The 12,138-nt window shown below is 43.3% G+C and carries 17 protein-coding genes and 1 tRNA gene; 2 read left to right on the forward strand and 16 right to left on the reverse strand.

All coding sequences use genetic code 11. From position 1 onward, the window contains the following. Positions 1–17: 17 nt before the first annotated feature. The 12 genes from HY805_08440 to HY805_08495 form a co-directional block, all read right to left on the reverse strand. On the reverse strand, positions 18–782 hold the full coding sequence (locus HY805_08440; GenBank protein MBI4824240.1) for a 3',5'-cyclic-nucleotide phosphodiesterase: 765 nt from the start codon (positions 780–782) through the stop codon (positions 18–20). Then, on the reverse strand, positions 779–1,876 hold the full coding sequence (locus HY805_08445; protein ID MBI4824241.1) for a GAF domain-containing protein: 1,098 nt from the start codon (positions 1,874–1,876) through the stop codon (positions 779–781). The genes HY805_08440 and HY805_08445 overlap by 4 nt, the downstream gene beginning before the upstream one ends. Next, on the reverse strand, positions 1,873–2,649 hold the full coding sequence (locus tag HY805_08450; GenBank protein MBI4824242.1) for a tryptophan synthase subunit alpha: 777 nt from the start codon (positions 2,647–2,649) through the stop codon (positions 1,873–1,875). The genes HY805_08445 and HY805_08450 overlap by 4 nt, the downstream gene beginning before the upstream one ends. Before the next feature lie 7 nt (positions 2,650–2,656). Continuing rightward, the gene (locus HY805_08455) at positions 2,657–3,058 is read right to left on the reverse strand and encodes a type II toxin-antitoxin system VapC family toxin (protein MBI4824243.1); all 402 of its coding nucleotides are present in this window, start codon (positions 3,056–3,058) and stop codon (positions 2,657–2,659) included. Further along, positions 3,058–3,285, reverse strand: a complete 228-nt coding sequence (locus tag HY805_08460; protein MBI4824244.1) for an AbrB/MazE/SpoVT family DNA-binding domain-containing protein — start codon at positions 3,283–3,285, stop codon at positions 3,058–3,060. The genes HY805_08455 and HY805_08460 overlap by 1 nt, the downstream gene beginning before the upstream one ends. A 96-nt stretch (positions 3,286–3,381) precedes the next feature. Further along, positions 3,382–4,086, reverse strand: a complete 705-nt coding sequence (locus tag HY805_08465) for a hypothetical protein (GenBank protein ID MBI4824245.1) — start codon at positions 4,084–4,086, stop codon at positions 3,382–3,384. 117 nt (positions 4,087–4,203) lie between these two features. After that, on the reverse strand, positions 4,204–4,557 hold the full coding sequence (locus tag HY805_08470) for a type II toxin-antitoxin system PemK/MazF family toxin (GenBank protein ID MBI4824246.1): 354 nt from the start codon (positions 4,555–4,557) through the stop codon (positions 4,204–4,206). Then, a complete protein-coding gene (locus HY805_08475) occupies positions 4,547–4,801 on the reverse strand; it encodes a CopG family transcriptional regulator (GenBank protein MBI4824247.1) in 255 nt (84 codons plus the stop codon). Before HY805_08475 ends, HY805_08470 begins: the two co-directional genes overlap by 11 nt. A 40-nt stretch (positions 4,802–4,841) precedes the next feature. Next, complete coding sequence (trpB, locus tag HY805_08480) at positions 4,842–6,020, reverse strand: tryptophan synthase subunit beta (protein MBI4824248.1); 1,179 nt, start codon at positions 6,018–6,020, stop codon at positions 4,842–4,844. Beyond that, complete coding sequence (locus HY805_08485; protein MBI4824249.1) at positions 6,017–6,256, reverse strand: DUF2283 domain-containing protein; 240 nt, start codon at positions 6,254–6,256, stop codon at positions 6,017–6,019. Before HY805_08485 ends, trpB begins: the two co-directional genes overlap by 4 nt. Next, a complete protein-coding gene (locus HY805_08490; protein ID MBI4824250.1) occupies positions 6,235–6,558 on the reverse strand; it encodes a hypothetical protein in 324 nt (107 codons plus the stop codon). Before HY805_08490 ends, HY805_08485 begins: the two co-directional genes overlap by 22 nt. Positions 6,559–6,564: 6 nt before the next feature. After that, complete coding sequence (locus tag HY805_08495) at positions 6,565–6,765, reverse strand: hypothetical protein (GenBank protein ID MBI4824251.1); 201 nt, start codon at positions 6,763–6,765, stop codon at positions 6,565–6,567. Between the two features lie 102 nt (positions 6,766–6,867). On the opposite strand from HY805_08495, the gene HY805_08500 reads away from it, so the two are divergent. Continuing rightward, positions 6,868–6,965: transfer RNA gene (locus tag HY805_08500), tRNA-Sec, on the forward strand. Between the two features lie 124 nt (positions 6,966–7,089). After that, positions 7,090–7,434 (forward strand): hypothetical protein, encoded by a 345-nt coding sequence (locus HY805_08505; protein MBI4824252.1) that lies wholly within the window; start codon positions 7,090–7,092, stop codon positions 7,432–7,434. Between the two features lie 107 nt (positions 7,435–7,541). Here the strand turns inward: HY805_08505 and HY805_08510 are convergent, their stop codons facing one another. The 4 genes from HY805_08510 to gyrA all read right to left on the reverse strand — a co-directional run. Further along, the gene (locus tag HY805_08510; GenBank protein MBI4824253.1) at positions 7,542–8,480 is read right to left on the reverse strand and encodes a peptidylprolyl isomerase; all 939 of its coding nucleotides are present in this window, start codon (positions 8,478–8,480) and stop codon (positions 7,542–7,544) included. Further along, entirely contained in the window at positions 8,477–8,917 is a 441-nt protein-coding gene (locus HY805_08515; protein ID MBI4824254.1) for a hypothetical protein, read from the reverse strand. The genes HY805_08510 and HY805_08515 overlap by 4 nt, the downstream gene beginning before the upstream one ends. Before the next feature lie 25 nt (positions 8,918–8,942). Next, positions 8,943–9,827, reverse strand: coding sequence for a peptidyl-prolyl cis-trans isomerase (locus tag HY805_08520; protein ID MBI4824255.1), 885 nt, complete (start codon positions 9,825–9,827; stop codon positions 8,943–8,945). A gap of 15 nt (positions 9,828–9,842) precedes the next feature. Next, positions 9,843–12,138 (reverse strand): DNA gyrase subunit A (gyrA, locus tag HY805_08525; protein ID MBI4824256.1); only part of this gene is annotated, 2,296 nt, incomplete at its 5' end.

Below are 12,138 nucleotides of genomic sequence, written 5' to 3' on the forward strand. Positions count from 1 at the left end.
CTTAAACCATGCCATGTCTATATGTCGAATTCATCGCCGTCACGAAGTATCCGTATATTATTCATCCTAAGGCGGGCTATCTCCTTTCTTATCTGTTTGAGGTACTGGGGCTTGGGGTGTGTAATGAGGATCCTTTCGGGGATGTTAATCATCTTTTTAAGCTCTCCACTAAAAAGCCCTGCTGTAAGGTGGCCTGTTATAATTGCCATGTCCTTCATCTTATTCGGGAAAGAAACCTCTACTATGGCACAGTGCACGGGGTTTTCTGTTGCCTGCCATATCTTTTCCGTAGGCCCGGTGTCTCCTGTGTAAAGAAGCCTTTTACCGCCCTTGCCTTCGATGACATAGCCTGTGGCTGAAACAGCATGATTGACCTCATATGCAGTAACCTTATAGGTGTTTACAGTGAATGTATTACCCTTCTTTATGCCTTTCAGCTTGAGGACTGCATTATCGGGGTTTGGTATAACTGTGAAATCAGGCCAAACCGTGCCATTAAGGAGGCTTCTTTTAAGGGAGTTTAATACAGAGGGAATCGCCATTACGGTAACACTGTGTTTTTTGTTTTTCACTATTATATTATCCGCAAGAAAAGGGATTCCCTTGATATGGTCAAGATGGGCATGTGTTATAAGGATATATCTTATCTTCCACTGTGCCGATTCGTCAAGGACTGCGCCGATTGTTCCTGCATCCAAAAGAACGGAATTATCCAGAAGAAATGCAGGTGGATTGAAGTTTGGGAATTCGGCACCTGCTGAGCCCAGAACCTTGAGTTTCATAGGACTATCTCCATCTCCTTCCATGCCCTGAAAAACGCCTCTACAGCTTCTGAATCGAACTGTCTGCCTGCATATTTTTTTAATTCTTCAAAGGCAGACTCGGCACTTAGTGCCTTTCTATAGGGCCTATCTGTGGTCATTGCATCGAATGTATCGGCAACTGCGATTATCCTTGCAGAAAGGGGTATCCCCTCGGCCTTTAGTCCGTCTGGATAGCCTGAGCCATCGTATTTTTCATGATGCCCTCTGACTCCGGGAATAATATCCTTAAGCTGTCTTACATGGTTTAAGATTTCCGAGCCGAAGCGTGGGTGCATGTTCATTGCCTCCTGCTCTTCAGGCTCAAGCCTGTCTTTCTTCAAAAGGACACTATCCCTTATGCCGATTTTTCCAATGTCATGAAGTATTGCCGAAAGCTTGAGACCTTCAAGCTCTGCCTTACTTAGTCCCATTGACCTTCCTATGGCAAGACTATAGTTCATAACCCTCTTTGTATGACCTCCTGTGTAGGGGTCTCTCTTTTCGATTGTCTCTGCGAGGGACTGTGCTGTGCCATAAAATGTCTCTTTTAGCTCTTGATAGAGATTTGCATTTTCTATAGCAACTGCCACCTGATTTGAAAGTGCAGTGATTAACTGCATATCATCTTCGTCGAACTGTCCAATGTTTTTGTTTATTACCTGTAAAACACCCAATATCCTCTCCTTTGTGCTTACAGGAACACATATCATATCCCTTGTGACAAACTTACTCTTTTCATCGGCATCTTTGAAGAACCTTGGGTCAGACTGAACATCTCTGATTAAGACAGGCTCTCCCTGTAGAGCAACCCAGCCTGCAATTCCCTGACCCTTCTTAAGCCTGATTTCCTTCAGTTTTCCTCCTTTGTCTCCGAGAGCAACCTCAAAGAAAAGCTCGCCTGTCTCCTTATCCAAAAGCAAAAGCGAGCCTGTCTCTGCATCTGTAAGCCTCGTTGCGGCCTCTATTGCACGCCTCCTTATCTCGTGTGTATCCAAAGTGGAGTTTATGAGTGCAGTCAGTTCCATAAGCTCATTTAACTGTCTGAGCTTTTTTATAAAGGACTCCTCGCTCATTGGGTGGCATCCCTTAGTCCCCTGAGAAATCTTTTAAGTTCCTCTTCTGGCTCATCGAGCCTCCGCACAATAGCACTTCCTACAATAATACCATCTGCCACATCGGAGAGCACCTTAGCCTCCTCAGGGCTTGCTACGCCAAAGCCCACACATATCGGCATCTCGGTAAGCCTGCGTATCGCCATTATAGCCTCTGACAGGGCAGTGTCAACGAGAAGCCTCGCTCCTGTTATGCCTGTCAACGATACATAGTATATAAAACCTCTCGATAATTTTGCCACCTTTTTTACCCTTTCGGCAGTTGAGGTTGGCGCAAGCATAAAGATTATGTCAATGCCCTTTTTTCGTGAAAGCCTTATAAGGTCATGCGCCTCATCAGGAGGAAGGTCAGGCACTATTATACCATCTATCTGAGAGGAGACTGCATCTCGGACAAATGCCTCCTCTTTATAAGCAAATATAGGATTATAATATGTCATTAAGACTATAGGTATTTTAGTGACTGCCCTTATATCTTTGACCAGCCTGATTACATCCCTCAGTGTTACACCCTTTGCCAATGCCCTCTCAGATGCCCTCTGAATAACAGGTCCATCTGCAAGAGGGTCGGTAAAAGGGACTCCAAGCTCTATAATGTCCGCACCACATTCCTCAAGGACTTTTATTAGCTCCTTTGTCTTTTCCAAGGACGGGTCTCCTGCCATGATGTATGGGATAAAGGCTTTTCTGCCTTGTTTTTTGAGATTATTAAAAGTTTTCTCTATGATTGACATGTCCTTTTTATACCCACTCAATCTCCACAAAATGGCTTACCTTCTTAAACTCCGGGTCGCCTGTGACTACAACCGCCTTATATCGAACCGCAGAGGCAAGGACAAAGCAGTCAGCATAAGAAATGCTGTACTCAGCCTTGTATTCAGCAGCCTGGTATATGAGGTCATTTGTAGCAGGCAGGACAGTGAAGTTGAGTCTTTCAATATTTGCGATTGCCTCAAGTTTCTTCTGGTCGCCAAATGCCCTCTTTGTTGTATAGATGATTTCCCCCATGTTAACCGCATTTATGTATTTGGCTGCGCCCAACCGGCTAAGATTCCTCAGAAGGCGGATTATCCTGTCATGCCCTTTCTCCTTCTGGAATAATTTAAGGAGCGCATGGCTGTCAAAGACATAACCTGCTGGCATTACTTGAACTCTGCCTTGCGCTCATAGAGCAGCCTTTTCGAAAGGGAGGGCTCCGGAGGCAGAATGCCACAGGCTGCGGCTATGGGGTCTTCCACAGGAGGAATTAGATAGATTATCCCGCCGTATTCCATTATCTGCATTTCCGACCCCGGCTCTATGTGGTATTTCTTCCTGAGCTCCACTGGGATGACAACCTGCCCCTTTGATAGAGTTTTAACTTTTGGCATAATATTCCAACCTTTTAAATAATTGTTATACCCTATTGATTATTGTATAACTTTCAATGCCTCCTGTCAAGCCGTGCTTTTTAATTTTTTTACGCACTACGGCATTTTCTTATCCTTCTGTAGTGTTTCCTTGAATATATATTCTACTATCTCCTGAGTCGCCCTGATACAAGACAGTGCAATATCTTCCAGTTGTTGCCACTGGACCCTTTCATGTAAAATCTTATTCCTCTCCTTCCTAATATCGTGGGCATATCTTTTCAATTCATCCGGCAGTTTGCTTTTTTCTATACAATCTTCTTTGGTGCCTTTTGTAGAGTCGCAATTCAGGCATGCCTCAATTAAGGCAAAACAAAATACAATTGCCGCATTGTAAAGACCCATCGCGTAACATTGCTTAATTTCCTCGAAACATTCTCCTATTCTTTTTGGGACATTACTGGCACAAATTAATGCGCCGACTTCTCTAAGACGGAAAACAATACCCTCAAAATCGATTTTGCTATCTAAATTGCCTACCCAATCGTCATCATATTCTTCAATGCTCTCTTTTGTTATTATGGAATAAAGCTTTTTAAAAAGATGCCGGTTATCAGATTCTGCATTTTGAATGTCAATAAACAAATTTAGCTCCGGTGTGCTTTCATAGCTGTAAAGCTTTTTTTTTGAACTTAATATTATTAGGTTTCCTATTCGTTCGATTGTGCTGTGCAAAAGACTTATCAAGTCGTTGTAGTCTTTTATGTAAGTATGAATTAATTGTTCAAACATGCTGCCTGCGCCTGTAATATTTTTTGCCATCGTTCTTTAACCCCTCTCAATCAGCATCTTTCCATACTTCAACGCCGCCCTCACGAGCGGGATATTCCCCTGCTCCACCTCTTCTTTAATTATCCATGAGCACAACCCCCTCTTCCCTCAAATCTCTTTTGGCTCTATCAGAAGCCTAACACCTGCTATTATCTGATTAACCCGTGTTAGCGGTAATGTCCCAATCCTTTCAACAAGGTCTGATTTATCTACTGTTATGACCTGTGATATGTTTGCCACACTATCCCTTTTGAGCCCACCTTCACCCTTTCGGAGCAAGACATTGCCCGGGGATTTTGCCCTCTTAAGATTAGATGTTATGGCACAAACAACTACAGTGTTAATCTTACTCACATTGAAGACATTATTCTGTATAACAACATGGGGGTGCTTATACCCGGGCCCTGAGCCTTCAGGGATACCGAAATCAATCCAGTAAATATCCCCCTGTTTAATTTCCAACGGGCTTCCTTAAAATTCTATGGCTGTAATATCTTTTACCCTTCTGCCTTAGATCGGTTTCCTTCAGAGGTTCTATATCCGAGTATGCCTCGTTTATGGCATCTAACAACTCTCTTGCCTTTATCCTTTCCAAAAATTCTTTAAGTGCAAGGGTAAATAATTCGCTCCTTGAATAACTATGTTCTTTAGCTACCCTTTCAGCCTCTCTGAATATTTTATCCGGGAGCGATATTGCTGTTTTCATAAAATTAGTATGATATAAAGTTATACTATTGTCAATACCATTAGGTTTTTAATATTCCCTTAATCCTTGCCACATGCTCAACATCCTTATCCCCTCTACCAGAGAGGTTCACTATTATAATATTGTCCTTTGGGAGTGTAGGTGCAAACTTGACAGTCTCTGCGAGGGCATGTGCTGATTCAAGGGCAGGGATTATGCCCTCTAATTTTGAAAGCAATTCAAAGGCATTAAGTGCCTCATCGTCGGTGGCATATGTGTAAGTAACCCTTCCTGTGTCATGAAGATATGCATGCTCAGGACCAACCGATGCATAATCAAGTCCTGCCGAGACAGAGTGTGTCCCCAAAACATTTCCATCTTTATTTTGTAGGAGATAGCTTTTTGTGCCCTGAAAAACACCTATAGAACCGCCTGCGAATCTTGAGGCATGCTCACCAGTAGGGATACCCTTTCCACCTGCCTCAACACCAATCATCCTTACATTATCTTTAAGAAACTCATTGAATAACCCGATGGAATTACTTCCACCACCAACACATGCAATGAGGACATCTGGAAGCCTTCCCTCGGCTTTTAGAATCTGTTTTTTAGCCTCCTTTCCTATGACTGACTGAAAGTCCCTTACCATTGCTGGAAATGGATGAGGACCAAACACAGTTCCCATGACATAATGTGTTGTCCTTACATTTGTAGTCCAATCCCTTAATGCCTCATTAATGGCATCCTTGAGGGTTTTTGAGCCTATTGGAACTTCAACTACATTTGCACCTAAAAGCCTCATTCTAAAGACATTAAGTGCTTGCCTATGCATATCCTCTGTGCCCATATAGATTGTGCATTCAAGTCCCATGAGTGCCGCACCTGTTGCAGTGGCAACTCCATGCTGACCCGCACCTGTTTCTGCAATGACCCTTTTTTTGCCCATTCCTTTGGCTAAAAGCCCCTGTCCGAGGGCATTGTTTATCTTATGAGCGCCTGTGTGTGCAAGGTCTTCTCTTTTTAGATATACCTTTGCTCCGGAAAGATACTCTGAAAGCCTTTTTGCAAGATATAAAGGAGTTGGTCTACCTATGTATGTGCTTTGAAGCTCCTTTAGCTCTTTCTGAAATGCCCTGTCTTTTTTTGAGTGTAGATATGCACCCTCAAGCTCTTTAAGGGCAGGCATGAGGGTCTCTGGAACAAACTGCCCTCCATATTGACCGAAATAACCTTTTTTCATTTTCTGAATTTTTTACTAATGCCTGTTATTGTTACCCCAACTACCTTTTTGCCTCTGAGTCTCAGAAATACACCATTTTCTAATATATCCGTATCAGTTGCCCTTTGAGGACGCTCTAAACTAATATACAGGACATCAGCTTCTTCATCGAAATCAAACCACAGGTGTTTTGCACCTACTTTTTTGATATGAGGCAATGCCTCAAATATCTCCTTTATTGCTGTGGTTGCTGCCATACTATTCTCCTTCCTTTCAAAAGTTTCTTTATCTTTGTAGTGACAAACGCTGTGATAATGAAACCGTCTTTCTGTTCTTTCATCTCTTTATAAATTACAAGCAATGCCTTTCTTTGAGAGGTAAGTTTTACCGCCCAGAGATCATTCGCATCTCCTTCAACCACCCATGTAGGGCTTGAAACAGCCTCCAAAATATCGTAATAGTATCCTGCCATATCATCGTGATTTTCTACAATATGACGCCACCTTTCACCTGTTAAGCGAATAGGGACATTATTGACCGATAATGCAAAATCAGTCATGTTAGCTCATTTCTCCCTTCCACAATTACAGTTTCTTCCATGTGTACATCCTTCAAATGGGTCTATGACAAGCCTCATAGGGATAAACTCTCCACATTTACAGAGCCAGCCTCCTGCTTTAAATGCCTCAAGAGGGAGTTCCCTTCCACAGAGCGGACAAAGAGGCATATTGCCCCTCAGATAGAGGTTTTTAATACCTTCTTCCATGATGCATTATTATAGCATTTGAGGACAAGGGAATATAAGCAGATAGCAAGACTTGACAATATCTTGCCACAAAAATAGAAAATGAAGTAATATCAAGATGCTGGGAGTGTATAGGGCTCTGGTGTCCCTCCTGGACTTCAAATCCAGTGTTGCCTGAGAGAATCGGGCATGGTGGGTTCGATTCCCACACGCTCCCGCCAGAGTTTCTAAATATTCTAAATATTTAACTTGACAAGCCTTTGGCAATTGGACTATATTTTTATACCTAATTAAAAGAAGATTAAGCCACAATTTTTATCCTATTGACGAAAGGAGGTGATAGTAATGAGAAAGCTTATAATTGCATTGACATTGTTAATCGCAATAGCATTAGTTGGCAGTGCTATGGCAGTAATGACAGGTAAGACAGTTGAATATGCAGGTGGTGCTAAAGGAAAGGTAGTCTTTGACGGTGCAATACATGCAAAGGCAGGCAATAAGTGTGGTGACTGCCACCCAAAGATATTCGGCCCAATGGGACCACATAAAGAAAGGATGAAGGCACCGATGGCAGACGGCAAGCATGTAGCCGGAGAGTTCTGTGGCACATGCCACGACGGTAAAAAGGCATTTGCACAGGATGAGGCTAATTGCAGTAAGTGCCATAAGAAAGCAGCAGGCGGTTATTAATATAACGCCGTATTGAAAAGATTAAGCTGTCTAAGAGCTACATCTTTATATTTTAGAGGGGGACTTGCTAAAAAGTCCCCCTTGGATTTTAAATGTAGAGCTGATTATTAGAGTCTCACTTCTATGAAGGACTTCTCCCTTAGTCCTTTTATCCATCTTCTATGTTCCTCCATGAGCTTTTCTTGGAGGAGAAACTCTTTTATCTCTTCGGTATTCTGAGTGCTTGACCTTTGAACTTTTATAATATGCATGCCCTGAGCACTCCAGAATGGCGAGCTTATGCCATCTGACCGAATGCCCTTTAATGCCTCCCTGAATGCCTCTGACATCTCAGAGGTCTTTAGGATGCCTAAGTCACCGCCTTCCCTGCCTGCTGGCTCCTCGGATGAGTCCTTTGCAAGTTCCTGAAAATCCGCACCTGACCTAAGCATATCGAGCACCGCGAATGCCTTTTCTTCAACTGTCTTTTTATCTTTTGGGTCAGAAGGCATTTTAAAAAATATCTGCCAGACCCTGTAGCTGTCATCGCCAGTGGCTATAATATAATTCCTAATCTCATTCTCTGTAACGGTTATTCTACTTCTTACTTCACGGCCAATTACCTTTGCGAGCGTAATCTCCTCGACAAGGATTTTCCTATAGTCCTGAAGTGTAAGTCCTTCTTCTTTCAGCACATTAATGAACTGCTCATGGCTTATGGAGTTTGCTTTTAGGGTCATTTCTATCTCTCCGTCGATCTCCATGTCAGTGGCATCGATGCCGAGCCTTCTTGCCTCCTGTAACTGCAATTTTCTGTCTATCAGCTCCTCGAGGAACCGTGCCTCGTTAGCCTTAAGGAATTTAGTCCTTTGCTCATCGTTTAGTATTTTTATTCCTCCACTTTTTATCTGCCGTCTTAGTTCAAACTCCATTGCCCTATAAAGCTCGCCCCATGTTACCACCTCTTTGTTTACCACTGCCACAACCCTGTCAATCTCTATGGCAGGGGTATGGATTGGCATAAGAAGGATAATCGTTAAAATAAATAGTTTTATCTTCAGGCTCAACCTACTAATGCAATATCCTTGACAGAGGAATTCAGGATATAGATTTTGATGTTATTTCCTTTGGTATCCACAGGATAGACGAAAAAGCCGTTTTTGCCCTCTTTTGGCGATGAAAGGTGAAACCCTTTTTGCCATGGCAGTTCGCCATTTAGATAGCCTAAAAGGGATTCGGCGTCAGTGAATTTTACATACACCTTTTTACCCTTTTTAGGGCTTATGCTATAGGATTTTCTTTCCCTGTACTGCTTATCTCCCTTAAATGTCCTTACAAAGAATATTGCCTTGAGGACATCTACTGAAATCTTCTTTGGATTTTTCTTTTTAGTCTCTTCGATTGAAACCTCATTTGAGCTATCCGAGAAATTCAAAAGATAACCCTTAAGCACCCTGCCGTCTTTGAACCTGAGTACAACCTTATCAGCCCTCCTCGGTGTCATAGCTTAGAATTATAGCATGGCAGAATTATTTAATGACAATACTTGCCTTGCCTTTTCTATCCGCAACCCAATGGGCGGTCCCTGCTTGTCTTTTATTTTCATAAATTATAGCTCTGATTTTTTCCCTTGCCTCATCGAGGGTCTCGGGCCTTTGTGCCTGTCTGTCCTTTACCATAAATATATAGAAAGCTTCTTTGCCGTTTAAAGGGCCTCCATAGGTTCCTTTCTTCAGTTGCCCTATGGAGTGTTCAATCGGTTGTCCGAATATCCGAGGCTCTACCCACACATAACCGCTGACAACGGCATTTTCCTCTGCGGCAAGTTTATCTGCCATGGTATCGAAATCCATGCCCTTTTCCTTCATCTCCTTTAGTACTGTTTTCGATTCCTCTTTGGTTTTTGTCTGTATAAACCTCACAAGGACCAATTCGGGTTTAAGGAAAGGCGTAGTACTTGCCTGATAATATGCCTTTATATCTTCTTCGGTAACAGACTGAGGAGGCACGAGTTGGGAAATGAACTTAGACACTACGATTTTGTTTTTAATCCTTTTTTTCAGGTCGCTTAGGGAAAGTCCTTTAGCCTTAAGGTCTTTTTTGAATGCCTTCTCGTCAATGCCCTGCATCCTAAGGTCAAGCTCCTTCCCAACCTCCTCATCCGAGACTGAGATATTCTCCTTGCCTGCGGCTTTAATCATCAGTGTCTCTGCGATAAGCTCATCTAAGACAGCCTGCTTCAATGCCATTGCGTTAACCTCAACCCCCTGTGCCTTATGCTCTAAAACCCTTTCGTTTAATGCGGCATTTAACATCTTTTCGGTAATAGAGATGCCGTCGACCACTGCAATTGGTTTTTTTTCGCATCCCGATAATAAGAAGAATAAACCTAACAACATTATAACTTTTCTCATTAGACCTCCTTCTGTTTAATCCTTTTCTACTATCTTTCCCATGCTGACGATTCTGTCATCTGCCTCGACATCCATGAGCTTTACACCTTGCGTGTTTCTTCCATGTAGAGATATATCTCCTGCCCTCGTTCTTATGAGTTTTCCTGAGTTTGTTATCATGACAACCTCATCGTCCTCCCTGACCTGCATAAGACCAACTGCCTTTCCGCTCTTTTGGGTCAGCTTTATGGATATAACCCCAAATCCGCCTCTTCCCTGAACAGGATATTCCTCTATATTAGACCTTTTCCCTATTCCCTTTTCGGTAACGGTAAGAAGTGCTGTTTTTTCCTCGACGACCTCGGCTGAGACAACCTCATCGTCTTTTCTTAGCCTTATGCCTCTGACCCCTCTCGCAGTTCTCCCCACAGTTCTAACATCTTCCTCGTTGAATCTAATCGAAATGCCTCCTCTTGTGCCTATGAGTAGGTCCCCTTTTCCGTCTGTCCTTCCTACAGCTATAAGCTCATCGTTGTCCTCTATGGTAAGGGCAATGATGCCTTTGCCTCTTGGGTTACTGTATTCCTCGAGAGGGGTCTTTTTGACCAAACCATTTTTTGTAAAAAATACGAGAAAGGCTTCTTTGAAATCCCTTACAGGGATTGCAGTTGCGATTCTTTCTCCATCTGAAAGGGCAAGGAGGTTTACCAATGCCTTTCCCTTTGCGGCCCTTCCTGCCTCTGGTATCTGGTATATCTTAAGCCAGTAAAGCCTTCCACGGTTACTGAAAAATAGCATATAGTCGTGGGTTGAGCCTATGAAGAGCTGTTCTACAAAATCCTCCTCTTTTGTCTCCATGCCAATGAGCCCTTTTCCGCCTCGCCTCTGGCTACGATAGGCTGAAAGGGGGTTTCTCTTTATATAGCCCTGATGGGACACTGTAATGACCATATCCTCCTCGGTTATAAGGTCCTCTAATGTTATCTCTTTTGTCTCCTCTGCAATCTCGGTTCTTCTTTCATCGGCATACCTGCCTTTTATCTCGAGGAGCTCGTCTTTTATAATCTTCAAGACCATTGCCTCGCTTGCAAGGATTGCCTTTAGTGCCTCTATCTGTTTCAGGGTCTCCTTATACTCATCAACGAGTTTTTCCCTTTCGAGCCCTGTGAGGCGCTGTAGTTTCATGTCTAAGATAGCCTGTGACTGTATCTGGCTTAAGCCGTAGTTAATCATAAGGGCATCCCTTGCCTCCTCAGGCGACTTTGAGCTTCTTATCAGGGCAATTACCTCATCGAGATGGTCAAAGGCAATCTTAAGACCCTCGAGGATATGGGCTCTTTCCTCTGCTTTTCTTAGCTCAAACCGTGTCCTTCTTAAGACCACATCCTTTCTGTGCATAAGGAAATGATTGAGCAGTTTTTTGAGATTCAGTATATGTGGCTGGCCATTAAATATTGTAAGCATGATTATGCCGAATGTAGATTCAAGTGGTGTGAACTTATAGAGGTTGTTAAGGGTGACCTCTGCTGCCTCTCCTTTTTTAAGCTCGATGACAACCCTTGTGCCTTCCCTGCTGGATTCGTCTCTTATCTCGGATATGCCCTCAATCCTTTTGTCTCTTACAAGCTCTGCTATCTTTTCGATAACCCTTGCCTTGTTGACTTGATAAGGCAGTTCGGTGATTATTATGTTTTCTCCGCCTTTATGTTCCCTCTCAATCCTTGCCTTTGCCCTGAGCTTGATGAGCCCCCTTCCGTGGGTGTATGCAGAGTTAATGCCTTCTACGCCATGAATAATGCCTCCAGTTGGAAAATCAGGACCTTTAACTACACTCATCAGCTCAGCTATCGAGGCATCGGGGTTTTCGACGAGCATCACAACTCCGTCTATTATCTCACCCAGATTGTGTGGCGGGATATTGGTTGCCATGCCAACTGCGATGCCTGTTGAGCCATTTATAAGAAGATTTGGTATTCTCGATGGAAGAGTAACAGGCTCCTCTACGGTCTCGTCAAAGTTCGGGCTGAAATCCACAGTGTCTTTGTCAATGTCAGCAAGCATCTCTTCTGCAATCTTTGCAAGCCTTGCCTCTGTATACCTGTAGGCAGCAGGCGGGTCCTCCAAGGAACCAAAGTTTCCCTGTCCATCTATGAGCGGATACCTCATGTTGAAGTCCTGTGCAAGCCTCACCAGTGCATCATAAACAGCAGTATCTCCGTGGGGATGGTATTTTTTAAGGACCTCGCCCACAACACCTGCGCACTTTGAGTATTTTTTGCCAGGCAGAAGTCCTTCTTTGTACATGGCATAAAGAATCCTTCTTTGAACAGGC

This window comes from Nitrospirota bacterium, from assembly GCA_016207905.1.
In the GTDB taxonomy this organism is placed as follows: domain Bacteria; phylum Nitrospirota; class Thermodesulfovibrionia; order Thermodesulfovibrionales; family JdFR-86; genus JACQZC01.

Coding starts and splice junctions, on each gene's coding strand:
- HY805_08440 (MBI4824240.1), bottom strand. CDS start 782: ATGAAACTCAAGGTTCTGGGCTCAGCAGGTGCCGAATTCCCAAACTTC.
- HY805_08445 (MBI4824241.1), bottom strand. CDS start 1,876: ATGAGCGAGGAGTCCTTTATAAAAAAGCTCAGACAGTTAAATGAGCTT.
- HY805_08450 (MBI4824242.1), bottom strand. CDS start 2,649: ATGTCAATCATAGAGAAAACTTTTAATAATCTCAAAAAACAAGGCAGA.
- HY805_08455 (MBI4824243.1), bottom strand. CDS start 3,058: ATGCCAGCAGGTTATGTCTTTGACAGCCATGCGCTCCTTAAATTATTC.
- HY805_08460 (MBI4824244.1), bottom strand. CDS start 3,285: ATGCCAAAAGTTAAAACTCTATCAAAGGGGCAGGTTGTCATCCCAGTG.
- HY805_08465 (MBI4824245.1), bottom strand. CDS start 4,086: ATGGCAAAAAATATTACAGGCGCAGGCAGCATGTTTGAACAATTAATT.
- HY805_08475 (MBI4824247.1), bottom strand. CDS start 4,801: ATGAAAACAGCAATATCGCTCCCGGATAAAATATTCAGAGAGGCTGAA.
- trpB (MBI4824248.1), bottom strand. CDS start 6,020: ATGAAAAAAGGTTATTTCGGTCAATATGGAGGGCAGTTTGTTCCAGAG.
- HY805_08485 (MBI4824249.1), bottom strand. CDS start 6,256: ATGGCAGCAACCACAGCAATAAAGGAGATATTTGAGGCATTGCCTCAT.
- HY805_08490 (MBI4824250.1), bottom strand. CDS start 6,558: ATGACTGATTTTGCATTATCGGTCAATAATGTCCCTATTCGCTTAACA.
- HY805_08495 (MBI4824251.1), bottom strand. CDS start 6,765: ATGGAAGAAGGTATTAAAAACCTCTATCTGAGGGGCAATATGCCTCTT.
- HY805_08505 (MBI4824252.1), top strand. CDS start 7,090: ATGAGAAAGCTTATAATTGCATTGACATTGTTAATCGCAATAGCATTA.
- HY805_08515 (MBI4824254.1), bottom strand. CDS start 8,917: ATGACACCGAGGAGGGCTGATAAGGTTGTACTCAGGTTCAAAGACGGC.
- HY805_08520 (MBI4824255.1), bottom strand. CDS start 9,827: ATGAGAAAAGTTATAATGTTGTTAGGTTTATTCTTCTTATTATCGGGA.